We start from the raw sequence: 25,638 nt of genomic DNA, 5'->3' as shown, positions 1-25,638 counted from the left end.
TGACAGCCCAGGCGTTACCGGACAGCATGTCTACTACTGATCAATTTGTATGCTCCTCTGTTGAGAAAGGTCCCGGTCCCGCGGGCGGTCTCCGGCAGCAGTCGATGCTGACCAATGACTGTGGGGACGTATCTCGTCTGGATCCGCGGGGAGCGCATCGAACCCGGACTCAGGAAGGCACACTCTCGTGACCGCCGCCCCACCCTCTCCTGGCGCCCCGCGCTGGTCCGCGCTGCACGGCAAGCGGATCCTCGACCTGTCCCGGTTGCTCCCCGGGCCGTATGCGACCTCGCTCCTCGCCGACCTTGGGGCGGACGTGATCAAGGTCGAGGACCCGCGAGGTGGCGACCCGCTCCGCCTCGCCCCGCCGCTGTTCGACACCCTCAACCGCAACAAGCGATCGGTGGCCCTCGATCTGCGCACAGCCGACGGCCGGAGCGCCTTCCTGCGGCTTGTCCGCACCGCCGACGCCGTCGTCGAGAGTTTCCGGCCAGGTGTCCTCGACCGCCTCGGGCTCGGCTTCGACGCCCTCCACGAAGCCAACCCTCGGCTGATGCTCTGCTCCCTTACCGGATACGGGCAGACCGGTCCCTACGCGAGCAGGCCCGGCCACGAGCTCAACTTCCTCGGCCTGTCAGGATTCTTCGCCGTCCCCGGCCGCCTCGATGGAACCATTACCCGCCCCGGCGTCCGCATCGGCGACATGGCCGGCGCCATGCACGCCGCCCTCGCCCTCACCGCCGCCCTCGCCGGCGAGGGCGAGGGTCAGCACATCGACGTGTCCCTCAGCGAGTCCATCACCGCCTGGTGCTCCCTGTTCGCCCTGCCGCTGGCGGGGACAGAAGACCCACTCGCAGCCGGACTCGTCCAAGGCGACAACGACGTCTTCACCACCGCCGACGGACGCTCCCTGTCGCTGGCGACCTACGAGGACAAGTTCTGGCTGCGCCTGCGCGACGAACTCGGCCCGGAGTTCCCAGAGCTGGCCACGGACGCCTACGACCACAGGGCCGACCGCACCGCCGCCAGAGACGAAGTGAACGCCCTGCTGCGCCAGGCATTCGCCGCCCGCCCCTACGACTGGTGGCAAAAGCGCCTCACCGACATCGACGCACCCTGGGCACCAGTCGTCACCAACCCCGCCGACCTCCTGACCGACCCCCACGCCGTAGCACGCGACCTCTTCACCGAAGCCCTCCCCGAACGATCAACGCCCCAGGCACGCTTCCCGGTCTCCTTCAGCGCCGGACTCCACACCTTCCGCCGACCCGCGCCCACGCTGGGCGAACACGCCCCGGACCTGCTCGACACCGCAGATCAGGTCAGCTCTTCGTCTCCGGCTCTTCCTCCACAGTGACGCGCGAGACAGAGATCGCTGACAGGGCAAGGGAGGGCCCGACCGCGCCGGGCGAGCCTTAAGAGGAGCTGACGTCGGGGGCCGGTCAGGTCCGCCGGCGCTGTTCGCGCAGACGGCGGCTGCGCGCCGCTCGTCGCCGGCCTTCCCTGCACGCCCGCTCGGCCTCGGCACGGTGGCGCAGCGCGCTGACGGGCCGTCTGCGACGGACCGTGGACAGCGACTTCGGAGCGTCCGCAAGGGACTCCTCGACCTGCCTGCGACATCATCTGACTCCGGCGCCTTCGAAAGTCATTCTGGAACGATCAGTTGCGCAGCCGTATCAGCCGAGATGTCGAGCGAAGAACCGCAGCGCGCTGTCCAGCTCGAATGCCGGGATCTCCCCGTGCTTGCCGGGGTTGGCGTGCAGCGTCTTCTCGGCCGAGGCAAAGGCGTCGAACAGCGCCAAGCTCTGGGCCCGCGGCACCCGCTCGTCGTCCCACTGCACCAGGAACTCCACCGGGATGGTGATCCGCGCGGCCGCCTCGGCCGATGCCAGCGCCCCTCCCAAGCCCAGCACCGCCGCGCGGACCCGGGGTTCGTCGGCAACGAACGGAACGCCGAGTCCGCAACCCAACGACACTCCCCAATAGCCCACCGGACCAGCACCGACGTACTCGATTTCCTGGATCGCGTCCAGGACCGCCCGCCACTCCGGGACGGTCTGGCGAGCTACGAGCGCCTGGAAATGAGCGATCAGCGGAGCCGGTTCCTCTCCGGCCTCCACGCGAGCCTGGTTCTCGGTCGCGATCCGGTTGTACCTCTCATCCACCGGCCGGTCGCCATGGCCGGGCACGTCGACCGCCGCCACCGCGAACCCGCACTCGGCCACAGAACGGCGCGCGCGGACCACGATGTCGGGCGCCTTCTTGTGCTGGCCGCCGCCGTGTCCGATCAAAATCAGAGGACGGGTACCGGCGGCACCGTCCGGGGTCCACAACACGCCGGGTATCTCACCGAAGGTGAAGAGCTGTTCGGACACGCCGTCGGACGACGTCTGCAAGGTGAAGCGCATAGCGTTTCAAGCCTTTCGGGATGCCTTCTGCGGGCACTCCCTAGACCATGCGAGAGAGGGAGCCCCGACCTGTCACAGCGTTGATCGGTCTCACCTCCCCGGTTCGCATCGATGCACGGCGGCGGCGACGGTATCACAAAGGACTTCACCCGCGTCCGGACAAGAACGTCGACGGGGCGAACCACGCCTGATGCGGCTCTGGTTCGGGACGACGGGGCTGAAAGCTGTCCCGCATTGCAGCGGCAGTCCCGGGTGCCTCACTCGCCGGTCTCGCCGTCGAGGAGCTCGCGCGCGACGTCGAGGTGACCGACGTGGCGGGCGTACTCCTGGAGCAGATGGAAGAGGATCCGTCCGAGGGACGGGGCCTGTTCGATGGTCTTGAAGCGGCCGCCGAGGCGAGCCTTGTCACTCAAGTCAGCGGCCAGAGCGACAGAGTTCGCGACGGTGACCTCTGCTTCGTAGGCGGCCAGGGCCTGCGCGGTGGAGGTTCCGGCGGCCACCGTCCACTCCTCGGCGGCGAAACCCCATCGCAGCCATCGGCGCTCGACCCAGCCGAGGTGCTGGACCAGGCCGAGCGGCGACCAGCCGAGCGGTTCGACGGGCGTGCGCAACTGGTCGTCGGAGAGCCCGGCGAGCTTGCGCATCAGGGCCGCGCGGTACCAGTCCAGATAGCCGAGGAGGAGTTCATGAGCGTCGGAGACGTCGACGGCCGGGCCATCGAGGAGCGCGGGAACCTGTTCCAAGGGCTGCTGCATCCCGGGAACGTAGCGCGGTCACGGAGCGGGCCGCACGGCCCTGCCATGATCGAGTGCTGTGACCCGATAGGTTCGCCGGGTCGGTGGACGAGGAGCGGACCGTGGCGGGCGCGGGGAGGCGGGCGATGAGTGACAACTGCCTGACGGTGATCCCAACCGATCCGTACTGGCAGCCCAGTAAGGATGTGTGAGGAGATCCGGCCGTATCCGCCCTGCCGCCTGGTCCGTGTCCGTCCGTCACGCGACGGAGGACCTGAGCCGTGCCCCGAGGGACCGTGAGATCCCGCGGGCCGCGACCTGCACCAGCGGGGCGAGGGCGTGCGGGTTCACGGTGTCGGCGTGGGCGACGACCGAGACGGCCGCGACGACGGTGTGGTCCGGACCGTACACGGGGGCGGCGACCGACACGGCGTCCATCGTCACCTGCCGGTCGCTGACGGCGACCCCGGTGCGGCGCACTTCGGCGAGGGCGCGGCGGACCTCGTCCGGGGTGCACAGGGTCTTCTCCGTGTGCCGGACGAGCGGCCGGGAGAGCACCTGTTCCTGGACCTCCCGGGGTGCATGGGCGAGGAGGACGAGGCCGACGCCGGTGGGCGCGAGGTCGAACCGCCCGCCGACGCGGGTGAGGACCCGGACCGCGTCACGGCCGGCGAGGCGCTCCACGTAGACGACGGACAGTTCCTCGCGGACGGCGAGCTGCACGTTCTCGCGGGTGATGTGCCCGAGGTCGGAGAGGTAGGGCAGGGCGGCCTCGCGCAGGCCGAGGCCGCGCGGGGCGAGGGAGGCGATCTCCCACAGCCGCAGCCCTATGCGGTAGCCGCCGTCCGGCTCGCGTTCGAGCGCGCCCCAGCCGGCCAGTTCCTTCACCAGCCGGTGGGTGGTGGTGAGGGGCAGGCCGGTGTGGCGGGAGATCTCGGCGAGCCGCAGGACGGACCGGTCCGGAGTGAAGGCTTCCAGCACCTGCAGAGCCCTGGCCGTCACCGAACAGTTCTCGGTCGGGGCTCGGCGCTGCATGCGGACCTCCTTGTCCGGGTGCTCGCCGCTCCACGGCGGGCTCGGGCACGTCACCGAGAAGCTAGGCAATTCCCTGACGGCCGTCAATGCTCTGGCAAGTATTCGAAGCGACGGGATGCTGGTCGGATGGCGAGCGGTCCGGCATGAGCGGAACGCCCCGGCGGCAACGAGCGTGGCGGTCCCCCGAGGCACGGGTGGGCGCTCGGGCCCTCGCAAGCAGGCTCCCGCCCTTCTCTCAGCCTCCTCAGGGGTCGGGTGGGGAGCGGCTGCCCGTGACCGGAGTGTCCGGGCTACGTCGGCGGTGGGGCGCCACGCGAAACCTTCTGTGCGGGCCGTCCTGACAGCACGCCCCGGCCGTCGCACCGGTCCGTCACGCGATCGTCGAAGATCCGGGAGGAGCCCCATGCGACACCGGGTGTCAAAGATCCAGGACGAGCCTCGGGCACGCCGCCCGGGAGACGCAGATCATCATCGTGTCGTGCGCCTCCTGTTCGGCGGGGGTGAGGAGGGAGTCGCGGTGGTCGACCGTGCCCTCCAGCACGGCCGTCTCGCAGGTGCCGCACGTGCCCTCCTGGCAGGAGAAGAGGACCTGCACCCCGGCCTCCTCGACCGCCTGCAGCACGGACTTGTCCGGCGGGACGGTCACCGTGATGCCGGTCTGTGCCAGCTCGACCTCGAACGCCCCGTCCCGTGCGGGCGCCTGAAGCTCCTTCGGCGCGAACCGCTCGACGTGGAGGGTGCCGGGCGGCCAGCCGGCGCACCGCTCCTCGACGGCCTTGAGGAGTGGTTCCGGGCCGCAGCAGTAGACGAGTGTGCCGGGCCGCGGCGTCCCCAGGAGCGCGTCGAGGTCGAGGAGCCCGTACGCGTCCTCGGGCCGGACCCGCACTCGCTCCCCGTACCGCGTGACGAGTGCGCCGCGGAAGGCCATCGACTCAAGTGTCCGCCCTCCGTACACCAACTCCCATGCGGATCCATGCCGTTCTGCCTGCTCCAGCATCGGGATGATGGGGGTGATGCCGATGCCGCCGGCGATGAAGAGGTACCGCTCGGCGCGCTCCAGGGGGAAGTGGTTGCGCGGGCCGCGCACCCGGACCGGGTCCCCCTCGGCCAGCTTGTCGTGCACCTGGAGGGATCCGCCGCGTCCGTCGTCCTCCCGCAGGACGGCGACGCGCCATACCTGGGCGTCGTCCGGCGAGGAGCACAGCGAGTACTGCCGTACGAGATCCGGGGCGAGCACCAGGTCGATGTGCGCGCCGGGCGTCCAGGCGGGCAACGGGGCGTGGTCGGCCCGGCGCAGGTCGAGGGAGACCACACCGTCGGCCTCGTCGGTGCGGCGGGCCACGACGAGGTCGAGTTCGGCCTCGGGTGCGGTGGTGCTTGTGGTCATCAGAGGTCCTTGAGTACGCGAGTACGCGGGTCAGGCGCCGACGAGTCGGTGGGGGCGGGGCGCGGGGTCCGGGGCGGGGGCGGTGCCCGGGCCCGGGTGCCCGTCGGGATGGGCGAGCAACCACTCCCACAGCTCCACCGGGTCCTCGGACTCCCGGGGCTCGCCGCACCAGCACCAGCCGCGCAGCCGGTCCGTGCCGGGGACCCACACGATCCGGTAGACCGTGTCTCCGTCGAGCATCGTCGTGGGCTGCGGGCTCATCGGACGGCCGCCGCGGCTTCGGCCGCCGTGGGTGTGGCCGTGCCGGCCTCGACGAGCCGCTGGAGGATGCGGCGGGCGGCCAGGCCACCGGTGTCGATGTTGATGCTGAGTTCCTGCGTCCCGGCCGGCTCGGAGGCGATGACCTGCTCCAGCCTGTTGAGTGCGACGACGTCCTGGAGGACGACGGTGCGGTTGTTCTCCCGCAGGAAGTCGGAGACCTCCTGGTCGTCCAGGGCGAAGTCGCGGGCCACGGCCCAGAAGTCGTGAGTGCTGTTCTCCGTCTCCGGAGTGATGGCGTAGACGACCTCGACGTGGAAGGCGTCCGGGTCGCCGCCGTCCGCGTCCGGGCCGGGTGCGCCGACCGGGGCGATGCGCGAGTGCAGGAGGTACAGGCAGGGGGCGTGGTACTCGATGTCCTGCCAGCGCGTGATGCGGCCGGTGATGCCGGTGGACTTGGCGTAGAACGGCGGGCAGGCCGCGTCGTCCATGTGCCGGCTGACGTGCACGACGCCCGCCTTGTCGTCGACCTCTGTGGTGATGGGGGTCTCGGCGACCTCGGGGGTGCCGATGTAGCCGCCGTGCAGGTACGTCTCGTGGGACAGGTCGAGCAGGTTGTCGACGAGGAGGCCGTAGCGGGCCGCCAGCGGTTCCATGCCACGGACGGTGGTGTAGTCGGGCGAGTCCAGCCAGGGGGCGCGGGGGATCAGGGCCTCGTCGGCCTTGTCCTTGTCGCCGATCCACACCCACACGAAGGAGTCCCGCTCCTTGACGGGGTAGGAGGTGAGCCGGGCGGTGCGCGGCACGCGCTTCTGACCGGGCACGCTCACGCACACGCCGTCGGCGCCGTAGGTGAAGCCGTGGTAGCCGCAGACAACCGTGTCGCCGTCCAGTCGGCTCGGCTTCTCGGAGAGCGGGAAACGGCGGTGGACGCACCGGTCCGCCATGGCGGTGACCTCCCCCGCCTCGGTGCGCCAGAAGAGGATCGACTCGCCGCAGATGGTGCGGGTGAACAGTTCCCGCCCGATCTCGCTGCCGTAGGCGGCCACGTACCACTGGTTGCGCGCGAATGACGTCGTCGTCATCGTCATCTCCCTTGCGTCGGGCGAACCCGCCGCATCGACGGATCGGGGACTGCGGACTGGGGTGGTGGGTTTTGGGATCGAGGGTGGGGGTTCGCGGGTTTCGGCTGCCGGTTGCCCCGAGGGGTCGGGGTGGAAGGTCGGCGGTTTCCAGAGTGCTGCGGACACGGGCCCGTGAACAGGGCGCCTTCCGTTGAACGGAAGACCGAGGCGGGGCCCGTTCGACGGGGCGGGCGGCCCATGCCGCCGCCTTCGACGGCGAGGATGTGCCCGGAGATCCATCACTGGCCAGGAGCAGGGCCGCGTACGCAGGGTCTCAGGGCGTTCCCTCCGTGCCGAGGACGATGGCGCGGCGGCGGGCCTCGCGGGCCTCCGGCTGGGATGTTGCGGGCCGCCGTCGACGACCAGATCGCCCCGATCGGTAAGCAGTTGACGCGGATGCCGCGCGGTCCCAGTGTGCTCGCCGCGCCCTTGGTGAGCTGATCCAGGCCGGCCTTGGCCACGCTGTAGACCATGCCGGGACCAGGCCTCCGGGCACCCACGGAAGGGATGTTGACGATCGCGGACCCCCTCCCCCACCATCGGCTCCGCGTGCCGGGTCATCACCAGGCGCTCTTGAGGTTGACGCCCATGAGGCGGTCCCAGTCGTCCGTGCCGACCTCGAAGAGACCAGACCGTTCGCCGGGGGCCACGTTGTTGACCAGGGCGTCCAGGCGTCCGCCGAAGCGCTGCGCGCATACGGTGACGGCGCGTCGGCAGTGCTCGTCGCGGGTGGCTCCGGTGACGAGGGCGCCGCGGCCGCGCAGTCACGGGCCGTCGGCGACGGGGTCTGCGGCGGCGATCGGGTCGTCCGGGGCATCGAAGTCCGCGGTCGCCTGGAGGTCTCCTCATGCATGTCGGCCCGGCCGAGGACGTCGTTTGAGACGGGGCTGTTATACGGGAGACCGCCAGGCGGATCACCGCCTCAGCCGGCAGCCCCGTGCCGCAACGGGCACGGATGCGGGTACGTCGAGGTGAGGGGCCGGCCAAGGCGCCGGCCGGCATTTGTCACGCTCGCAGCGGCACCGTCTCCAGCACCTCCTCCGCCAGCGCCCGGGACGCCACGTCGACGCGGGCGTTGGCGCGGCGGAAGACGTCCTCCGCCGCGGCGGCGGGCCAGTCGGCCGGGAGGTGCTGGATCGGGAGGTGCGGGTCGGCGCGGACGATCTGGAGCCACTCCGTCAACAGACGGAGTTTGACGGCTAGTTCGTCGACGTCCGAGGCATCGCGGCCGTCCGCGAACGCGAACCAGCGGTCGAGGAAGGCGGTGTAGCCGGCGGACGGGGTCGCGAGGTCCCAGGTCTCGTGCACCATGCGGGAGACGTCGGTGGCGGGGTCCGCAGTGGAGCGGAACACCCGGATGTGGGGGCCGAGTTCGGTGTCCTCCGTGATCGCGGTGACGTCCGCCTGGCCCGGTGCGATCCACAGGCCGCCGATGAGCGGGCCGAAGCCCGCCCAGGTCAGCTGGGAGCGCAGGTCGTGGCGCTGCCGCTGGCTGGATTCAGGCAGGGAGAAGGCGAGCAGCGTCCACGTACCGTCCCAGTCGTCGTTGACGGCGCCCTGCTTCCAGATACGGTGCTCGCCGTCGCGGAGGATTGCCGCCGCCCGGTCGGTGAGGCCGAAGTACATGCGGCGGCCCTCGCGGCGGCGCTGCAGCAGGCCGCGGCCCACCATGCGGGTCAGGGTGGAACGGGTGGCGTGCTCGCCCACGCCAGTGCGGCCGAAGACCTCGATGATGCTGCCGGAGTAGACGCAGACGTCGCTGCCCAGCACGAAGTTGCCGAGGAACGTAAGCATGAGGGACTGGGGGCGCAGGGTCACCTCGGAGCCCGGACCCGTCCGGAGTTCGTCCCCCGTGGCCTCGTACACCGCACCCTCGCCACGCCCGACGTCTCCGCCCGCCGCACCGCTTCTGCCGCCTGCCATGTCGCCCTCCCGCCTCACGTCACCGTCGCACGCCCAATGTTACGCACTCTCTTGACCGTTGCAAGGAGAATGCCTAGCGTTGCGCGCAGATCGAACGAGCGGAACGGGACCGGGCACACCCCGTGGGGCGGTGCCACCTCCGCCGCTTCCTCTGCGCTCCCCATCTCTCCGCCCTCAAGGAGATTCACCCATGGACCTTTCCGGCAAGGTTGCCGTCGTCACCGGCAGCGGGCGCGGCCTCGGCCTCGCCTACGCCCGCGCCCTCGCCGCCGCCGGCGCCTCGGTCGTCGTCAACGACGTGGACGCCGAGGCGGCCGAGGCGGCCGCCAAGCAGATCGCCGAGGACGGAGGGCGCGCGGTCGCCGAAGTCGTCGCCGTCGGCACCAGCGAGGCCGCCGACGCCCTGGTGAACCGGGCCGTGGCCGAGTTCGGGCGGCTCGACGTCATGGTCACCAATGCGGGCGTGCTGCGCGACCGCGTGCTGTGGAAGATGTCCGACGACGACTTCGACACCGTCCAGCAGGTGCACCTGCGCGGCACCTTCACCTGCGCCCGCGCCGCCGCGATCCGGATGCGCGAGCAGGGCGAGGGCGGCCGCATCATCGTCGCCGGCTCCCCCGCCGGACAGCGCGGCAACTTCGGCCAGACCAACTACGCAGCCGCCAAGGCGGGCATCGCCGCGATGGTCCGCACCTGGGCCATGGAGCTGGCGAAGGCCGGCATCACCGCCAACGCCGTCGTCCCCAACGCGGCCACCGAGATGACAAAGACCATGCCGCTGTTCTCCCCTTACATCGAGGCGTACGAGAACGACGGCACGCCCTTCCCGGACTCCCTGCGCAAGGGCATCGCCTTCGGAACCGCCGAGGACTGCGCGGGCCTGGTCGTCTTCCTCGCCTCCGACGCGGCGAAGGACGTCACCGGCCAGTGCGTCGGCATCGGCGGAGACAAGCTGTCGCTGTGGTCGCACCCCCAGGAGGTCTCGGCCGCGTACACCGACGGCGGCTGGTCGGCGGACGCGATCGCCGCCGCCTGGCCGACCTCGGTGGGCCAGCGCCCGGAGACGTACGGCATCCCCGCCCCGCAGCTGTAAGGAGACGACCGCCAGATGGCCGGCATCGACATCGACGCGATCACCGCAATCGACGTGCACACCCACGCCGAGGTCTCCTCGCGCGGACGGGGCTCGCTCTCCTCCGAGCTGGAGGAGGCGTCCAGCAAGTACTTCAAGGTGGAGGACGGTCACCGCAAGCCGACGCTCCCCGAGATCGCCGCGTACTACCGCGAGCGGAAGATGGCGTGCGTCGTCTTCACCGTCGACGCGGAGGCCGCGACCGGCGTCCCGGCCGTCCCCAACGAGGAGATCGCCGAGGCCGGCGCCGAGAACCCGGACGTCATCATCCCGTTCGCCTCGATCGACCCCGCCAAGGGAAGGGCGGGAGCCCGTGAAGTCGGCCGCCTGGTAAGGGACTTCGGGGTACGCGGCTTCAAGTTCCACCCGAGTGTCCAGGCGTTCTACCCCAACGACCGGTCCGCGTACGTCCTGTACGAGGCGATCGAGGAGGCCGGTGCCGTCGCCGTCTTCCACACCGGCCAGACCGGCATCGGCGCGGGCGCACCGGGCGGCGGCGGCATCCGCCTGAAGTACTCCAACCCGCTGTACATCGACGACGTGGCCGCCGACTTCCCCGGCATGCCGATCATCATGGCCCACCCGTCCTTCCCCTGGCAGGACGAGGCGCTGTCGGTGGCCACGCACAAGCCGCAGGTCTACATCGACCTGTCGGGCTGGTCGCCGAAGTACCTCCCGCCGCAGCTCGTCCAGTACGCCAACAGCCTGCTCAAGGACAAGGTGCTGTTCGGGACCGACTACCCGCTCCTCACCCCGGACCGCTGGCTGAAGGACTTCGCCGCGCTGCCGATCAAGGACGAGGTCCGGCCGAAGATCCTCAAGGAGAACGCGGCCCGGCTGTTCGGCTTCATCAAGGACTGATCCGACGCACGAAGGAGGGGTCCACTTCACCGAGGACTGATCCGATCCGCCGACGACCGGCCCGCCTCACCAAGGACCCATCCGCGCCCGTTCTCGCAGCACCCAGGGACGCAAAGGAGCTCCCTCATGCGCAACCACGGCATCGGCTCCTGGACCGCACGACGCGCCCGCAAGACCCCCCACCGCCTCGCCGTCGTCCACCAGGGGTCCCGGTACACCTACGCCCAGCTGCACGATCGCACCACACGCCTCGCCCACCGCCTCCGCTCCCTCGGTGTCCGCCGCGGCGACCGCGTCGCCTTCCTCGGCCCGAACCATCCCGCGTTCCTGGAGACCCTGTTCGCGGCGGGCCGGCTGGGCGCCGTCTTCGTCCCGCTCAACATCCGGCTCGCCGACGCCGAGTTGAGGCACTGCCTCACCGACTCCGGTACGTCCGTGCTCGTCCACTCCCCGTCGTTCGGTGCGTTCGCGGCCGCCTCCGGAGTCGGCCGGCTCGTCGCCGTCGACGACACGTACGACAAGGCGCTGGCACAGGCCCCGAACTCCCCCCTCGACGAGAACGTCACCCTCGACGACCTCGCAATGATCATGTACACCTCGGGGACCACGGGCCGCGCGAAGGGCGCCGTGCTCAGCCACGCCAACCTCACCTGGAACAGCATCAACACACTCGTCGACGCCGACTTCGCCTCCGACGAGGTGACCCTGCTGTCCGCACCCATGTTCCACACGGCGGCCCTCAACATGACGTGCCTGCCGACGTTCCTCAAGGGCGGCACGCTGATCCTCGAGGAGTCGTTCTCGCCCTCGCGCACCCTCGACCTGGTCGAGGAGCACGGCGTGACGGTGATGTTCGGCGTGCCGACCATGTTCCAGCAGATCGCCGCGGAGGAGCGGTTCGCCGAGGCCGACCTGTCGTCCGTACGGAAGATGATGTGCGGCGGTGCACCGGTCCCGCAGGCGCTGATCCGTACGTACGAACAACGCGGCCTGCGCTTCCTCCAGGGCTACGGCATGACCGAGGCCGCCCCGGGCGTGTGCCTGCTGGACGCGGAGAACGCCCTGGCCAAGGCGGGCAGCGCGGGCGTGCCGCACTTCTTCAACGACGTGCGGATCGCCGACCCCGCCGGGCACGACGCCGAACGCGGGGAGCGCGGCGAACTGCTCGTCGAGGGCCCCACCATCATGTCCGGCTACTGGGGCCTGCCGGACGCGACCGCGGCCGCCTTCACGGACGGCTGGTTCCGCACGGGCGATGTGGCCATGGCGGACGAGGACGGATACGTCACCATCGTCGACCGCGTCAAGGACATGATCATCTCGGGTGGGGAGAACATCTACCCGGCCGAGGTGGAGAAGGCCCTGTACGAACACCCGGCCGTCGCGGACTGCGCCGTGATCGGCATACCCGACGAGAAGTGGGGCGAGGTGGGTCGCGCGGTCGTCGTCCTCGCGCCGGACGCGGAGGCCGGCGCCGAAGAGATCCTGGCCTTCCTCGACGGCCGTCTCGCCCGCTACAAGATCCCCAAGTCCGTCGTCCTCGCCGACACACTGCCCCGCAGCGGCGCCGGCAAGCTGCTCAAGCCCCGCATCCGGGAAACCTACGGAACCACCGACTCTTCTGGAGCCCCCGCATGACTGCCCTTCGTACCGTCAACGGCCTCGACGAGATCAAGGCCCTCGCCGGCGCCGACTTCGGCCGCACCGACTGGATGGAGATCACCCAGGAGCGGGTGAACACCTTCGCCGACGCCACCGGCGACCACCAGTGGATCCACGTCGACCCCGAGCGCGCGGCGACCGGCCCCTTCGGCGCCCCGATCGCCCACGGCTACCTCACCCTCTCCCTCGTCATCCCCCTCTTCAACGACCTGCTCGCCATCGAGGGCGTCTCGATGAGCATCAACTACGGCCTGGACAAGGTCCGTTTTCCCAGCCCGGTCAAGGCCGGAGCGAAGATCCGCCTGCACGGCGCCGTGGACTCCGTGGAGGAGGTCAAGGGCAACGGCGTCGAGATGCGCCTGACCTTCACGATCGAGGTGGAGGGCTCGGAGAAGCCGGCGTGCGTGGCGTCGGCGATCTACCGGCACTACGTGTAGAACCGGCACGACGCGGAGAAGTCCGCTCGCCCGCCCGAGCCGCCCGCTCCCCTCCCCACCGCATGCGAGGTGCTGTCATGCGTTCCCGTCCATGCACCGAGGACCACGAACTCTTCCGGGACACGGTCCGGGAACTGGTTGACGCATTCCTCATCGGCGGCCGGCACCCGTCGTAGGGCTCCTCCATCAGCATCTCGGCCGGGGTGCGCAGGTGGTGCCGGGCGAACTTGGCCTGGTGGATCGAGTGTTCGCCGCGTCATACACGGCGGTGAGCGCGTCGTCGTTGAAGGTCTGCTTCAACTCGCCGGTGTCGGGGTCCTTCTCGGCGCGGGTCGGCGGGCGCGGCTCGGTCATCAGCTCCAGGCCGGTCGTCGCGGTGCTGCCGCGCGGTGTCGTCACCCGGGCCGCGTACAGGCCGAGGTGGCGGGCGAGGTCGGCCGGGTGCATCGTCGGCAGCTGCGGGTCGTCGCGCTTGTCCCACTCGCTGGCGTCCAGTGCGTTCCAGGGCAGGATGCACAGCTGGACGCAGCGCCGCTGGGAACCTTCCGGGTCGCGGTAGACCCCGGGCCCACGGTCCGAATCCGCGCTGGGTGAGCTGGAGTCCGGCCCGCTCGATCTGCCTGAGTACCTTGTGGCCGGCCGCCAGCCGTCCCGCGCCCTGCTCTTCCTGCGACAGGGCGGCGGGCAGGCCGTAGCGCTCCAGCGCGGACGCGGTGAGGACGAGGATCGGGTCGGCGTCGCGGCCGTTGCGGTGCAGACGTGCCTGCCCGAGGCGGGCCTCGGGCAGCGTCCAGTCGACCAGCGACGGGACGGACTTGGCGGGCACGTCCAGGACCAGGCCGTCGACGCAGTACCCCGACACCTGCCCGTCCTCGCAGTGGATCGCTGCGAGCGGTCCATCCTCGAAGCGCGGGTCGGCGGCGGCCGCCGGGCGTCGTGGTCTTCTTCGCCACCGCCGTCTTCGCACCCGGGCGTCGGGACGATGCGGCGGGCGCCGGACGTGCGGCAGCAGCCGGGGCCGGTGCCGTCGGCGGCGGCCGCCGGGGCGGGAACGGGTGCGGAACCGGTGAACGCCCGACCAGCGTCGCCGACTTGGTCCAGGCGGCCCTCGGACGGCGCGGTGGCTCCGTTCGGATCGGTCGCGACCTCTACAAGGCCACCCACGCTGCTACGCCGCGGCTTTGGCCGCCGACGTCCGGACCGCCGGCGCCAAGGTTCGTGCGGACACCAGCTTCTCGCCGGCAGCCGTCGAGGAGTACGTCCGCGACCACTGCCTGGACGCGGTCGTCGAATCCGCCCTCGCCGACCCGGACGACTTCCGTGCGTCGTCGACCTCCCGGCACCGGATCGAGGTCGTCGCACTCGCGACGCCGGAGGCGTGGAGCCGGCTGGGCATCCGCGTTCGCTTCCTCACCGAGGCCGCCGGCGGAGCGAGCGGCCGGTTCGTGACCTGGGTGAACCACGATTTGTGCGCCACGAACATGCTCGCGACGCTCGCGGTCATCGAGGAGGAGCAGCTCGCCGACCGCATCACTGTGGTGACCCGCGACGCGGTCAAGGCCGTCCGGACGGCGCGTTGAGCACCGCAATGCCCGTGGGAGTGGCGACGTGGGCGGTCGTCCCGCGGTCGCGGTGGGTGTCGATCAGGCCCGCGTTGCGCAGTGTCGTGGCGTGCTCGCTGGCGCTGGCCTTGGCGATGCCGACGAGCGCGGCAAGTTGCTGGGTCGAGCAGCCCGGGTGACAGGCGATGGTGCTGAGCACCGCAGCCCGGGTCTGGCCCAGCACGGATCCAACGGCGTCGACCGCCGGCGCCACCCGGCCATCGCCGGACGGGAAAGCCGCGAACAGCGGCATGACCGCGCCTTTCTGGAGCTGAGCAACCGGATAGGTGAGGACGGGTTGCGGCACCGCGTCGAGGTCGACGATCGGGGCCTCGATGGCGAACACCGACGGCTGGAGCAGCATCCCCTGTCCGGCCAGGTGCACGTCGGCGTCCAGAGCTGAGGCCATCGCGATCTCCAGCACGGGCGCCCGCCAGCGTACTCGCCGCGGGTTGATGCGTGTGAGAAGGGTTTCGATGCCGCCGCTGAGCATCTGACGGGAACGCACCGCGGCGTCGGCCGCCGTCATGGCCTGGATCTGCTGCCAATGAGGGATGAGGGCGTGGCCGGCCACGTGCTCCAGGCTGTCGCACAACTGCTGCAGTAGCAGCGGGTCGTCGGGCAGCCGGTGGGCCCATGAAGGCAGGGGCTGGTGCTGAGCCGTGTGCTCCAGGCTGGCGCGTAAGCGGCTGCGGGACGTGGAACGGATCTGTTCGAGCAACTCGGCGGGTGTCGCGCCGTTCGTGCCGCTCAGGAAGTCGGTTATCCGCCCGCGACTGGGCATGAGTGCGAAGACCATGCGCGAGGCGGGATGCAAGGCGGACAGGGTGCGGTGGCGCCAGGCCCCGAACCGTACCGTATGCGTGCGTTCCTGCAGTTGCCGTGCCGCGGTGCTCAGCTCGATGCAGGGTGCGGGTCCGTCGGCGATGCGGGTCCGCGCGAGATCCCCCACGGTGAAGTGAATGCGTAACGGCACGTCCTCGTAATCCCCCGAAGCCTGACCGGCCTCTGCCGGTGCTGCCGTTCTCCTGCGCTCGGCGGCCATCCTCGTTGAAAGCGGGCGCGCGGGCCAGTAGGGATCAAGCCGACGTCCGGAAGAGGCGGTCGGCTCTGCGAGGAAGTGCTGAGCGGCGACGAGTCATGAGGACGGCGAGCTGGAGTGGGCTGGCGGTTCGTGACCTGGGCGAACCATGACTTGTGCACGAGGAACATGCTCGCGACGCTCGCGGTCGTCGAGGAGGAGGAGCTCGCCGACCGCATCACCGTGGTCAGCCGCGACGGCACGGTGCTGTACGACAACGAGCGTGCCGACCGACGCGGGGCGACCGTCATCTCCATCGGGGCCGCCGGGATCGGGCCGCTGCGCATCACCGAGCACGGCGGCAAGCGGCAGGAGGAGACGTTCACCGACCTCGTCGCCCCGGCGGCCGGGATCATCCTCGGACAGCGCGGCCGAGGGGTGCCGGCGGTCGTCCTGCGCGGCATCGCGTTCGAGCCCAGCGACGAGGGCGTCTCTGCGATGCTCCGCCACCAGCCGTGACGCCTCCCTGGACGACCGTGGCGTGGAACCATCACCCAGCCCGAAGCGGCAGGGCCGCGTCGGGGCCGTCAGGCGGCCACCGGCTGCTCGCGGTCGGCCGAACCAGCCCGCCCCGCCTGCTCGTGCTCGCCCTTGTTCCGCTCGCCGCCCGGGGTCGAGCCGCGCAGAGTCTTGAGGGCGACCACCAGGGCCGTGGAGGCGCACACGCCGGCCGCTACGGCGATCAGGTAGAGGAACGGGTTGCCGATCAGCGGGACCACGAAGACGCCGCCGTGCGGGGCGCGCAGGGTGGCGCCGAAGGCCATCGACAGGGCTCCGGTGAGCGCACCGCCCGCCATCGCCGACGGGATGACCCGCAGCGGGTCGGCCGCGGCGAACGGGATCGCGCCCTCGGAGATGAAGGAGGCGCCCAGGACCCAGGCGGCCTTGCCGTTCTCCCGCTCGGTCTCGGTGAACAGCCGGCCGCGCACGGTGGTGGCCAGGGCCATCGCCAGCGGCGGCACCATGCCCGCCGCCATCACCGCGGCCATGATCTTCATCGCCGAGTCGCTCGGGTCGGAGACGGCGATCCCGGCGGTGGCGAAGGTGTAGGCGACCTTGTTGACCGGGCCGCCGAGGTCGAAGCACATCATCAGGCCGAGCAGCGCGCCGAGCAGCACGGCGTTGGCGCCGCTGAGCCCGGACAGCCAGTCCGTCATGCCCTTCTGCGCGGTGGCGATGGGCTTGCCGATGACGACGAACATCAGGAACCCGACGACGGCCGAGGAGATCAGCGGGATCACCACCACCGGCATGATGCCGCGCAGCGCCTGCGGTATCCGCACCCGCTGGATCGCCGTCACCACCGCGCCGGAGATCAGTCCGGCCGCCAGGCCGCCGAGGAAGCCGGCGTTGATGGTCAGTGCGATCGAACCGCCGACGAAGCCGGGGACCAGGCCGGGGCGGTCGGCGATGCCGTAGGCGATGTAGCCGGCCAGGACCGGGACGAGGAAGGCGAAGGCCACCCCGCCGATCTGGAACATCAGCGCGGCCCAGCTGTCGGTCTGGGTCCAGACGAAGTGGTCTATGACCGAGGGGGCCTTGTTGACCTTGTAGCCGCCGAGAGCGAAGCCGATCGCGATCAGCAGACCGCCGGCCGCGACGAACGGGACCATGTAACTGACGCCCGACATGAGCCACTTGCGCAGCTTGGTGCCGTAGCCCTCGCCGGGTTCTCCGGTGCGTTCGACCGGGGTGCCGGCGGCGGCCGGGGCGGTCGTCTCACCCCGGGCGGCCTTCTGCCGGACCTCGGTGATCAGTTCGCCGGGGCGGTTGATGCCTGCCTTCACGCCGACGTCCACGGTCGGTTTCCCGGCGAAGCGGTCCTTGTCCCGTACGGGGACGTCGTGGGCGAGGATCACGCCGTCCGCCGCGGCGATCAGCGCCGGGTCGAGGCGGGTGAAGCCGGCCGAGCCCTGGGTCTCGACGACGAGTTCGACGCCCGCTTCCCGGCCGGCGTTCTCCAGCGACTCGGCGGCCATGTAGGTGTGCGCGATGCCGGTGGGACAGGAGGTGACGGCGACGATCCTGAAGGGGTGCTCGGGGATGGGATCGGCGGTGGCGGGGTCCGTGGTGTCCTTCGGGTCCGTGGTGTCCTTCGGGGCGGGTGCTTCCGAGAGGGCTGGGGCCGCGTCCGGTGTGCCCGCCTCCGCCGGGGCCGCGTCGTCGGCCGGGGAGGCCTGCGCGGAGCCCGAGGCCGCCTCACCCGAGGCGGGGGCCGCATCCGTCTGCGCCGCGGCGGCCTCCTGCGGAGTCACGTCCCCCGGATCAGCGCCGCCGCCGTCGCCGTGTCGGCGACCGAGCGCAGCGCGGCCGTGAACTCGGCGTTCATCAGCTGGCGGGCCAGGGCGGACAGGATGGTCAGGTGGGCGTCGTCCGCACCCGCCGGTGCGGCGATCAGGAAGACCAGGTCGGCGGGCCCGTCCGCGGCGCCGAAGTCGATCCCGGCGGCGCTGCGCCCGAAGGCGAGCGTCGGCTCGGTGACGTGCGCGCTGCGGCAGTGCGGGATGCCGATGCCGCCGTCCAGGCCGGTCGGCATCTGCGCCTCGCGGGTGGCCACGTCGGCGAGGAAGCCCGCCAGGTCGGTCACCCGGCCCAGGGCCGCCATCCGCTCGGCGAGGGCGCGCGCCGCCGCTTCCTTGGTGTCGGCGGACAGGTCGAGGTCGACCAGGTCCGCGGTGATCATCTCGCTCATCGCGGGCTCCTTCGCACGCGTGTCGCCCGGGCGGCGGGGGAAGCCGGGGCGGGGGTGGGGACGGGGATGCCGTGTGGGGTGGCGGGGGCCGGGGCCGAGGCCCCGGCAGAGGTGCCCTGGGACGGGGCGGAGGCCGAACAGGCCGTCTGGGCCGCGGCCGGGGAGCCCGCGGTCGGGCTCCGGGTCCGGGTTCGGCTCTGGGTTCCCCGCAGAGCGGTGGGAGCCGTGGGTCGGGTCATGGCGCGGGGTCCGTCAGGGGGCGGTCGAGGGGGATATCGGCCGTCACCGTGACCGCCGCCGGGGACAGGTCGGCCGGGGTGGGCATCACGCTGCCGGGCAGTTGGACGGCGGCCGCGCCGTGCGCGACGGCCGAGGCCAGGGCCTCCGGGCCCGCGCCGCCCGCGATGAGGAAACCGGCCAGCGAGGCGTCGCCCGCGCCGACGTTGCTGCGGACGGCGGCCACCGGCGCGCCGCCGTACCAGGCGCCCGCGCCGGTCACGAGGAGTTGCCCGTCGGCGCCGAGGCTCGCCAGCACCGCGCCCGCGCCGAGCGTGCGCAGGTCCTCGGCCGCCTTCAGTGCGTCGCCCACCGTCGCCAGGGGGCGCCCGACGGCCTCAGCGAGTTCCTCGGCGTTGGGCTTGACCACGTCCGGGCCCTCGCGCAGCGCCGCCAGGAGGGCGGGCCCGGAGGTGTCCAGCGCGATGCGCACCCCGGCGGCATGCGCCCGGGCGACGAGGTCGGCGTACCAGGAGGGGGCGAGTCCGCGCGGGAGGCTGCCGCAGCAGGCGATCCAGTCGGCGCCGTACGCCTGGCGCCGTACGGTCCGCAGGAGCAGTTCCCTTTCCTCGGGGCCGAGTTCCGGGCCGGGCGCGTTGATCTTCGTCAGGACGCCGTCCGCCTCGGCGAGGGCGATGTTGGAACGGGTGGTCCCGGCGACCGGGACCGGTTCGACCTCGATGCCCTGCGCGGCGAGGAGTTCGGCGACAAGGGCGCCCGGCGCGCCGCCCAGGGGCAGGACGGCGACGGTGCGGCGGCCGGCGGCGGCCACGGCGCGCGAGACGTTGACGCCCTTGCCGCCGGGGTCCATGCGTTCGCCAGTGGCGCGGACGACCTCGCCGCGGTCGAGGGAGGGGACCTCGTAGGTGCGGTCCAGGGACGGGTTGGGGGTGACGGTGACGATCACGCGCGGACCACCTCCGTGCCGGCGCGCTCGATGGCGGCGGCGTCCTCGGGGCTCAGGGCGCTGTCGGTGATCAGCAGGTCCACGTCGCCCAGGTCGCCGAAGCGGGCGAAATGCTCCTGGCCGTGCTTGGCGGAGTCGGCGAGCAGCACCACCCGGCGGGCGGCGGCGACGGCGGCCCGCTTCACGGCGGCCTCGGCGAGGTCGGGGGTGGTCAGTCCGTGCGCGGTGGAGAAGCCGTTGGCGGCGACGAACAGCACGTCGGCGCGGATCTCGCCGTACGCGCGCAGCGCCCAGGCGTCCACGGCGGCCCGGGTACGGTGCCGTACGCGACCGCCGACCAGGTGGAGCTGGAGGCCGGGGTGGTCGGCGAGGCGGGCGGCGATGGGCAGGGAGTGGGTGACGACGGTCAGCTCGCTCTCCAGCGGGAGCGCGGCGGCCAGACGGGCCACGGTGGTGCCGGCGTCGAGGATCACGGTGCCCTCGACGGGCAGTTCGGCCAGGGCCGCCTTGGCGATGCGGTCCTTCTCGTCGGCCGCCGTGGACTCGCGTTCGGTGAGGTCCGGTTCGAAGTCGAGGCGGCCGGCCGGGATGGCCCCACCGTGCACCCGGCGCAGCAGTCCGGCCCGGTCGAGGGCCTTGAGATCGCGGCGGATCGTCTCCGCCGTCACCTGGAACTCCTCGGCGAGCGACACGACGTCCACCCGGCCGCCGTCACGGGCGAGCCGGAGGATCTCCTGCTGCCGCTCCGCTGCGTACATGTCCGTCTGCCTCCAGCTGATGCCCGAATCTGTGGTTTAACGGGGAGGCTACGCTTGTAGAGCAGGAAAGTAAACAGATACGGGTGCCGTTCGGGCATGAACGGACATCGACAGGGACAATCGGACACGCTCGGGCCGGCCCTCCCTGCTTACGGTCCTCCCTGTTTACAGCGCTACGAAGCCGCCCCCGCGCAGACCGTGGCGTCCGGCCCCGCCGGGGACGCGGGCAGGGTCCGGTCGGGGCGGGGCAGCAGGAGCGGGGTGGCCAGGATGAGGAGGTCGGCGGCCGTGAGCGCGGTGGCAGACCGGGCACGGCTCCGCCCCGATCACCGTGTCGGTGAGCACCATGCCGATGCTGGCGTACAGGCCGGCGAGCACGTCGCGGCGCCGGACGACTTCCTCGCGGTCGAGCCGATACCGGGTCGGCGGCTCACCCCACGCGGCGCGGTAGCAGTCTTGGTGTACCCGCCGGCGCGGAAGGCGGTGTGCTCCTGGTCAGCCTGGTGGATGATGGAGGGTCACCCAGGTGCGGCAGCTCCGGCGCAGACCTTCGGGACGCTCGCGGTCGCTGCGCGGATTGAACACATGCAGTGGCGTATGCGGGTTCTCGGTGAGCAACTCGAAGACGTAAAAAGTCGATGGACAGCCTCCGAAGCGGGACGCCACCAGGGCCACCCCGGGCACGCCGGACGGTCAGGGGGCGGCCACGAGCGGTGGCGGTCCCCAGTCGGCGGTCAGGCCGTGCCGCAGGGCCCGGACGGCGTCCGCGCCGACGCGCTCTGCGAGCACCGACTCGATGACCGCGATGGTCGCCTGGGCGCGCTCGTGGACCCGCCGCCCTTCACCGGTGGTACGGATCAGTCTGCGGCGCGCGGACCCCGGGTCGGGAACCTGTTCGAGCAGTCCCATGCCGATGAGCCCGTGCACCGCCTGATGGGCCGTCTGCCGGGTCACGCCCATGCGGCGGGCGAGTTCGGACACTGTCGTGCCCTCCTCGCCGAGCAGGGCGAACACCGACGCCTGCGCCGTCGTCACCGGCTGCTCCCCCGCCGCCTCCATGCTCGCGAAGAGGGCGTCCTCGAACCAGCGTCTGGCCTCGGTGAACAGCTGGGGCAGGTTGGCGGCGGGATGACTCATGGGGTCAGCGTACGCACCGGGCGGCGAACTCCAGCGTCGCGGTGAAGCACCGCTCCACCCCGGCCTCCGCCACGCCCACCCACAGGTGGTCGCCGCCGCAGACCGGCCGGAAGTCGACCGGGACCCCGGCCCGGCGCAGCGCGGCGGCCAGCCGCTCGCCCTGCGCGAACGGCACGATCGCGTCCCCGGTGCCGTGCAGGATCAAGAACGGCGGCGAATCCGCCGTCACATGGGCGACCGGGCTGGCGTCGCGGGCGCGCTCGGGGACGTCCGCGGGCGCCGCACCGAGCAGGAGCGCCTCGTAGGTGGCGGGGTCGCAGGCGTCACCATGCACGGCGTCCTCGAAAAGGTGGACGAGGTCTGAGGGCGCGTACCAGGTCGCGCAGCCGCGGACCGTGGCCGTGTCCGCCGCACCGGGCGCCGTCACAGCGGCCAGCGCGGCGAGATGGCCGCCGGCGGACTCGCCCCACAGGACCGTGCGGCCGGTGTCCAGGCCGAGCTCGCCGGCCCGGCCGTGCAGCCAGGCCAGCAGCATCCGCAGGTCGTCGAGTTGCGCGGGGTGGGTGGCCTCGCCGCTGAGCCGGTAGCCGGGGCAGACCACGGCGAGTCCGGCCCGCACCAGCCGGGCGAACGGACCGGGCGTCCAGTGCCGGAACCGGGGGCCGAGGTCGTCGCGCAGTCCGGTGCGCCAGGCTCCGCCGTGCACGAACACGACGACCGGCACGGGCCCGGACCGCTCCTCGGGCAGCCACAGGTCCGCCTCCAGCGGCCGGGCTCCGTCCGGGACGCCGTAGACGGCACCCCGCAGCAGCCGTACCCCCGGCACGGCGCGGGCGGCCGGCGGCAGCGGCAGGCGGGCCGGGTCCGGCGGGGCGAGCAGGTCCATGGGGAACGCGGGGACAGGGGATTCAGGGCTGGGCATGGGATGTGCGCTCCTCCGGGGGTCGGCGGGCCGGGTCAGCGGCCCAGGCGCGGCAGCAGGGTGCGTGCGTTGGAGGTGGTCAGGGTGCGCCAGGTGGTGCCGTCCACGGGAGACGGGGCCGCGTCGAAGGAAGCGGCGTGCGCCTCGGCGGCCGGCGCCGGGGTCCAGCAGTAGTCGCTGCCGTAGAGCAGCCGCTCGGGGTCGGCCAGCTCGAGCAGGGCCGGCACCTGGCGGGGGAAGGCGGGACCAGCCAGGTCGTAGTGGAGTCGGCGCAGCTGGGCGACCGCGTCCGGCGCGGGGGTGCCGGCCTGCATGAACAGCTTCATGAACCCGTTGATCCGGTCGGCCAGGACGGGCAGCGCGCCGCCGCAGTGCGGTACGACGACGTTCAGGCCCGGGTGGCGTTCCAGGGTGCCGGCGAACAGCAGGTCGGTGACGGTGCGGGCGGTGTCGAAGATGAACTCGACCATGGGCCGGGGCCTGCCGAGCGCGGACTGCTCCCAGCACACCGGCGAGGTGGGGTGCAGGAACACCACGGCCTGCCTGCGGCCGAGTTCGGCGAAGACCGGCTCCAGGCGCGGGTCGCCGAGGTAGACGCCGTGGGTGTTGCTCTCCAGGATCACGCCGTCGGCGCCCAGTTCGTCGAAGGCGTACGCGATCTCGGCGAGGGCACCGTCGACGTCGGGCAGCGGCAGGGAGGCGAACAGCCCGAAACGGCCCGGATGATCCCGCACGATACGCGCACCCTCTTCGTTGACCTCACGGGCCAGCGCGCGGGCGGCCGCCGCGTCGCCGAAGAACACACCCGGTGAGGAGACCGACAGCACGGCCGTGTCGATGCCGCTGCGGTCCATCACCTCCAGGTGCGCCTCGGCCGACCAGGTCGGCCACGCGGGCACTCCGTCGGGTCGCTCGTGCCCGGCGGCCCTGGCCCGGCGGACGTAGGAGTCGGTGACGAAGTGGCCGTGGACGTCGATGAGCCCGGGGCGGGCTGCGCCCGTGGCCCGGGCCGGTGTGCTCGCGGGAAGGTCACGCGTCATCGGATGCGCTCCTCATCGAGTGCGGTCGTCGTCGGATGCGGTCGTCGTCATCGCATGTGTTCGTCGTCATCGCATCTGTTCCTCGGACGTGACGGAGGGCGGACGCGGCCCGCTCCCCCACGACGATGCCGAACAGCCCGGTCAGGCCCAGCAGGGGTGGCGCGGGCGAGTGGACGCTCAGCGCCCAGTAGACGGCGCCCATCAGGACGCCCGCGGCGAAGGACAGCGCGGCGGCGCGCAGGAACGCGGTGGTACGGGCCGGCCGGGCGACGGTGGTGCGGGTGTGCTCACAGCGCCCCCAGGAGGGCCTGCCCCAGCAGCATGCCGAGCAGTCCGAACAGGGCGACCGGCGGCGGCGCCGGCGACTTCACCCGCACCACCGCGTACGCCACGCCGACCAGGACGCCGGCCAGCAACGCCTTCACGTAGGGCAACGGTCAGCTCTCCGTGCGCCAGGTGTGCCCGGGCAGGAAGCGCACGTCGAACTGGCGGGAGGCGGTCCCGAACTTCTCCGGCTCGGGCACGTACGGCGTGCTGGGCAGGCGGAGGTCCTCCGTGGGTGTGCCCAGGGTCTCGAAGAACCGCTCGAAGGTGCCGCCGGGGCCCGCGGCCACGCCGACGACCCGGTTGTGGTGGCGCTCCATGCGGTAGGCGTGCGTGCAGTTCTTGGGGACGAAGCCGAAGTCGCCGGGGGTCAACAGCTTCTCGTACTGCTCTCCGTCCTGGGCCTCGACGAAAAGGCGGACCGCCCCGTCGGTGACGTAGAAGACCTCGTGGGTGTCGGCGTGGACATGGGCGGGGATGATGTCGCCCTTCGGCCCCTCGACGGTGAAGAAGTTGAAGGTGTTCTCGGTCTGCTCGCCGCCCGCGTAGACGGTGACGAGGTCCCCGAAGAGGTGGGCGCGGTCGCCCAGGCCCTTCTCGATGAAGTACGGCTTGCCCGGCTCGGGCGGGATGAACGAGCGGCTGCGGTGCTTGGTGGCGTACTCGATGGTCATGGGACACCTGCTTTCAATGCCTGGCCGGCTCTCGATCACTCCTATGTCAGGTTACCTGACATAGGAGAGCCGGGGAAGCGTCGTGCTGTGCCCTGTGCGCCATCTGTCCTCGTCCTCAAGGAGTCGACCCCCTTGTCGATCCCCTTGACGAAGGCGCCGCTCGGCCCGACGGCGAAGGCATCGCACAGCATCGCGCTGGCCCGGTGCCGCTCGCGCTGCCGAACAGTGATCACCAGCCTGGTCCTGTCCGGCCGAGGCCTGGGGATGTCAGTGCTGCGGTCCATACTCGTGCCGCGGCGCCACCTGGGTACCGCAGTACGAGGGGAGCAACATGGCTGAGGTGCTGGTCTTCCACCATGGACAGGGGCTGACCGCCGGAGTCCGCGGTTTCGCCGAGCAGTTGCGACGGGCCGGACACACCGTCCACGCGCCGGATCTGTACGAAGGGAAGGTATTCGACAGCCTTGAGGAAGGCGCCGCCTATGCCGAGAGCGTCGGGTTCGACACGATCATCGCGCGCGGAGCCGCCGCTGCCGAGGGGCTGCCTGCGGAACTCGTCTATGTCGGCTTCTCGCTCGGCGTCCTGCCGGCGCAGAAGCTGGCCCAGGCTCGCCCCGGAGCGAAGGGGGCCTTGTTGCTCGAAGCGTGTGTCCCGGTCTCGGAGTTCGGCGCCGCCTGGCCCCGAGACGTCCCGGTTCAGATTCACGGCATGGACGCAGATCCGTTCTTCGCCGGGGAGGGTGATGTGGACGCCGCCCGCGCGCTCGTCGAGAAGGCGACGGATGCCGAGCTGTTCCTCTACGCCGGCGACAGGCACCTGTTCACCGACAGCAGCCTGCCGTCCTACGACGAACACGCCGCGACGCAGGTCACCCACCGAGTGTTCGGCTTCCTCGACCGCCTTAAGTAGGGAAACAACGACCTGATCCTGTCGGCGGCAAGGCGGCCGTGCGCAGAGTTCGATGGCGAAGTCACGGACGATGGAGTGCGTCGCTCGTGGCTGCGCCGGCCGCCCGGGGCGGAGCGGCGCGGCGATTCGCCGGTACCTCGGCACCTGAAGGCCGAGTCCGCGTGCGGGACCCGGGAGGACGCGTCTGGACCTGTCCCAGGCGGTCAGCCAACGTGCGGTAGTCGACATCGGGTTGCAGCGGGTGGAAGGGCTCGTCCGCGGGAGCCGGCGGCCCTCCCGCCCCGGCTGCCCCCGGAATCCGCCCACCGGGACCACCTCGGCTGCCCCCTGGATCCGCCCACCGCCCAACCACCTG

At 71.6% G+C, this 25,638-nt stretch carries 28 protein-coding genes and 1 pseudogene; 9 read left to right on the top strand and 20 right to left on the bottom strand.

Translation table 11 applies throughout. From position 1 onward, the window contains the following. Nucleotides 1-187 precede the first annotated feature (187 nt). Entirely contained in the window at nucleotides 188-1,357 is a 1,170-nt protein-coding gene (locus BLW85_RS37505) for a CaiB/BaiF CoA transferase family protein (protein ID WP_074995883.1), read from the top strand. 319 nt (nucleotides 1,358-1,676) lie between these two features. On the opposite strand, the gene BLW85_RS37500 is transcribed toward BLW85_RS37505, so the two are convergent. From BLW85_RS37500 to BLW85_RS37460, 8 genes and pseudogenes are all read right to left on the bottom strand, one after another. After that, nucleotides 1,677-2,408 (bottom strand): dienelactone hydrolase family protein, encoded by a 732-nt coding sequence (locus BLW85_RS37500; RefSeq protein ID WP_070025715.1) that lies wholly within the window; start codon nucleotides 2,406-2,408, stop codon nucleotides 1,677-1,679. A gap of 257 nt (nucleotides 2,409-2,665) precedes the next feature. Next, complete coding sequence (locus BLW85_RS37495; protein WP_074995882.1) at nucleotides 2,666-3,163, bottom strand: DinB family protein; 498 nt, start codon at nucleotides 3,161-3,163, stop codon at nucleotides 2,666-2,668. A gap of 237 nt (nucleotides 3,164-3,400) precedes the next feature. Beyond that, nucleotides 3,401-4,177 (bottom strand): IclR family transcriptional regulator, encoded by a 777-nt coding sequence (locus tag BLW85_RS37490; protein ID WP_074995881.1) that lies wholly within the window; start codon nucleotides 4,175-4,177, stop codon nucleotides 3,401-3,403. Between the two features lie 418 nt (nucleotides 4,178-4,595). Continuing rightward, complete coding sequence (locus tag BLW85_RS37485; protein WP_074995880.1) at nucleotides 4,596-5,564, bottom strand: PDR/VanB family oxidoreductase; 969 nt, start codon at nucleotides 5,562-5,564, stop codon at nucleotides 4,596-4,598. 30 nt (nucleotides 5,565-5,594) lie between these two features. Further along, nucleotides 5,595-5,825 (bottom strand): hypothetical protein, encoded by a 231-nt coding sequence (locus BLW85_RS37480; protein WP_070025719.1) that lies wholly within the window; start codon nucleotides 5,823-5,825, stop codon nucleotides 5,595-5,597. Then, the gene (locus tag BLW85_RS37475) at nucleotides 5,822-6,907 is read right to left on the bottom strand and encodes an aromatic ring-hydroxylating oxygenase subunit alpha (protein WP_074995879.1); all 1,086 of its coding nucleotides are present in this window, start codon (nucleotides 6,905-6,907) and stop codon (nucleotides 5,822-5,824) included. Before BLW85_RS37475 ends, BLW85_RS37480 begins: the two co-directional genes overlap by 4 nt. Nucleotides 6,908-7,185: 278 nt before the next feature. Further along, a pseudogene (locus BLW85_RS40480) lies at nucleotides 7,186-7,710 on the bottom strand (SDR family NAD(P)-dependent oxidoreductase). 241 nt (nucleotides 7,711-7,951) lie between these two features. Next, nucleotides 7,952-8,869, bottom strand: coding sequence for a PaaX family transcriptional regulator (locus BLW85_RS37460; protein WP_079172569.1), 918 nt, complete (start codon nucleotides 8,867-8,869; stop codon nucleotides 7,952-7,954). A gap of 190 nt (nucleotides 8,870-9,059) precedes the next feature. On the opposite strand from BLW85_RS37460, the gene BLW85_RS37455 reads away from it, so the two are divergent. The 5 genes from BLW85_RS37455 (at nucleotide 9,060) to BLW85_RS40475 (ending at nucleotide 13,137) form a co-directional block, all read left to right on the top strand. Beyond that, on the top strand, nucleotides 9,060-9,962 hold the full coding sequence (locus BLW85_RS37455) for an SDR family oxidoreductase (protein ID WP_074995877.1): 903 nt from the start codon (nucleotides 9,060-9,062) through the stop codon (nucleotides 9,960-9,962). Between the two features lie 15 nt (nucleotides 9,963-9,977). Then, complete coding sequence (locus tag BLW85_RS37450) at nucleotides 9,978-10,862, top strand: amidohydrolase family protein (RefSeq protein WP_074995876.1); 885 nt, start codon at nucleotides 9,978-9,980, stop codon at nucleotides 10,860-10,862. Between the two features lie 126 nt (nucleotides 10,863-10,988). Then, on the top strand, nucleotides 10,989-12,500 hold the full coding sequence (locus BLW85_RS37445; protein ID WP_074995875.1) for an acyl-CoA synthetase: 1,512 nt from the start codon (nucleotides 10,989-10,991) through the stop codon (nucleotides 12,498-12,500). Beyond that, nucleotides 12,497-12,961 (top strand): MaoC family dehydratase, encoded by a 465-nt coding sequence (locus BLW85_RS37440; RefSeq protein WP_074995874.1) that lies wholly within the window; start codon nucleotides 12,497-12,499, stop codon nucleotides 12,959-12,961. Before BLW85_RS37445 ends, BLW85_RS37440 begins: the two co-directional genes overlap by 4 nt. 77 nt (nucleotides 12,962-13,038) lie before the next feature. Next, nucleotides 13,039-13,137, top strand: coding sequence for an acyl-CoA dehydrogenase family protein (locus tag BLW85_RS40475; protein WP_244175003.1), 99 nt, complete (start codon nucleotides 13,039-13,041; stop codon nucleotides 13,135-13,137). A 10-nt stretch (nucleotides 13,138-13,147) separates the two neighbouring features. Here BLW85_RS40475 and BLW85_RS37435 read toward each other — a convergent pair whose 3' ends face one another. Then, nucleotides 13,148-13,408, bottom strand: coding sequence for a hypothetical protein (locus tag BLW85_RS37435; protein WP_244175002.1), 261 nt, complete (start codon nucleotides 13,406-13,408; stop codon nucleotides 13,148-13,150). Nucleotides 13,409-14,142: 734 nt separating this feature from the next. Here BLW85_RS37435 and BLW85_RS40470 point away from each other — a divergent pair. Continuing rightward, nucleotides 14,143-14,541: a zeta toxin family protein gene (locus BLW85_RS40470; protein ID WP_074995873.1), complete on the top strand. Its 399-nt coding sequence runs from the start codon at nucleotides 14,143-14,145 to the stop codon at nucleotides 14,539-14,541. Here the strand turns inward: BLW85_RS40470 and BLW85_RS37425 are convergent. Beyond that, nucleotides 14,516-15,607 carry a winged helix-turn-helix domain-containing protein gene (locus BLW85_RS37425; protein ID WP_244175001.1) on the bottom strand — a complete coding sequence of 364 codons (1,092 nt, stop codon included), beginning with the start codon at nucleotides 15,605-15,607 and terminating at the stop codon, nucleotides 14,516-14,518. The genes BLW85_RS40470 and BLW85_RS37425 overlap by 26 nt on opposite strands. A 114-nt stretch (nucleotides 15,608-15,721) precedes the next feature. On the opposite strand from BLW85_RS37425, the gene BLW85_RS39845 reads away from it, so the two are divergent. Beyond that, nucleotides 15,722-16,102, top strand: coding sequence for a zeta toxin family protein (locus BLW85_RS39845; RefSeq protein ID WP_079172568.1), 381 nt, complete (start codon nucleotides 15,722-15,724; stop codon nucleotides 16,100-16,102). A gap of 68 nt (nucleotides 16,103-16,170) precedes the next feature. Here the strand turns inward: BLW85_RS39845 and BLW85_RS37415 are convergent, their stop codons facing one another. The 10 genes from BLW85_RS37415 to BLW85_RS37375 form a co-directional block, all read right to left on the bottom strand. Beyond that, nucleotides 16,171-17,898 carry a PTS fructose transporter subunit IIC gene (locus tag BLW85_RS37415; RefSeq protein WP_425275382.1) on the bottom strand — a complete coding sequence of 576 codons (1,728 nt, stop codon included), beginning with the start codon at nucleotides 17,896-17,898 and terminating at the stop codon, nucleotides 16,171-16,173. Continuing rightward, the gene (locus tag BLW85_RS41005) at nucleotides 17,895-18,335 is read right to left on the bottom strand and encodes a PTS sugar transporter subunit IIA (RefSeq protein ID WP_425275383.1); all 441 of its coding nucleotides are present in this window, start codon (nucleotides 18,333-18,335) and stop codon (nucleotides 17,895-17,897) included. The genes BLW85_RS37415 and BLW85_RS41005 overlap by 4 nt, the downstream gene beginning before the upstream one ends. Before the next feature lie 235 nt (nucleotides 18,336-18,570). Continuing rightward, nucleotides 18,571-19,518, bottom strand: a complete 948-nt coding sequence (pfkB, locus tag BLW85_RS37410) for a 1-phosphofructokinase (protein ID WP_074995872.1) — start codon at nucleotides 19,516-19,518, stop codon at nucleotides 18,571-18,573. Beyond that, nucleotides 19,515-20,276: a DeoR/GlpR family DNA-binding transcription regulator gene (locus tag BLW85_RS37405; protein ID WP_074995871.1), complete on the bottom strand. Its 762-nt coding sequence runs from the start codon at nucleotides 20,274-20,276 to the stop codon at nucleotides 19,515-19,517. Before BLW85_RS37405 ends, pfkB begins: the two co-directional genes overlap by 4 nt. A gap of 693 nt (nucleotides 20,277-20,969) precedes the next feature. Then, the gene (locus BLW85_RS37400) at nucleotides 20,970-21,413 is read right to left on the bottom strand and encodes a MarR family winged helix-turn-helix transcriptional regulator (RefSeq protein WP_074995870.1); all 444 of its coding nucleotides are present in this window, start codon (nucleotides 21,411-21,413) and stop codon (nucleotides 20,970-20,972) included. 4 nt (nucleotides 21,414-21,417) lie between these two features. Then, on the bottom strand, nucleotides 21,418-22,335 hold the full coding sequence (locus BLW85_RS37395; protein WP_074995869.1) for an alpha/beta hydrolase: 918 nt from the start codon (nucleotides 22,333-22,335) through the stop codon (nucleotides 21,418-21,420). Between the two features lie 35 nt (nucleotides 22,336-22,370). Further along, nucleotides 22,371-23,375 (bottom strand): amidohydrolase family protein, encoded by a 1,005-nt coding sequence (locus BLW85_RS37390; protein ID WP_074995868.1) that lies wholly within the window; start codon nucleotides 23,373-23,375, stop codon nucleotides 22,371-22,373. After that, complete coding sequence (locus BLW85_RS41000) at nucleotides 23,365-23,601, bottom strand: DUF1427 family protein (protein WP_425275381.1); 237 nt, start codon at nucleotides 23,599-23,601, stop codon at nucleotides 23,365-23,367. The genes BLW85_RS37390 and BLW85_RS41000 overlap by 11 nt, the downstream gene beginning before the upstream one ends. A 61-nt stretch (nucleotides 23,602-23,662) precedes the next feature. Further along, on the bottom strand, nucleotides 23,663-23,800 hold the full coding sequence (locus BLW85_RS37380) for a DUF1427 family protein (RefSeq protein WP_239697800.1): 138 nt from the start codon (nucleotides 23,798-23,800) through the stop codon (nucleotides 23,663-23,665). A gap of 12 nt (nucleotides 23,801-23,812) precedes the next feature. Beyond that, nucleotides 23,813-24,373 carry a quercetin 2,3-dioxygenase gene (locus BLW85_RS37375; protein ID WP_074995866.1) on the bottom strand — a complete coding sequence of 187 codons (561 nt, stop codon included), beginning with the start codon at nucleotides 24,371-24,373 and terminating at the stop codon, nucleotides 23,813-23,815. A gap of 331 nt (nucleotides 24,374-24,704) precedes the next feature. On the opposite strand from BLW85_RS37375, the gene BLW85_RS37370 reads away from it, so the two are divergent. Then, entirely contained in the window at nucleotides 24,705-25,283 is a 579-nt protein-coding gene (locus tag BLW85_RS37370; protein WP_074995865.1) for a dienelactone hydrolase family protein, read from the top strand. The last annotated feature ends 355 nt before the right edge of the window (nucleotides 25,284-25,638 follow it).

Source organism: Streptomyces misionensis, from assembly GCF_900104815.1.
Lineage (GTDB): Bacteria > Actinomycetota > Actinomycetes > Streptomycetales > Streptomycetaceae > Streptomyces > Streptomyces misionensis.
Note: the sequence above shows the minus strand (reverse complement) of the source record. Positions and strands in the feature narration are given on the sequence as shown.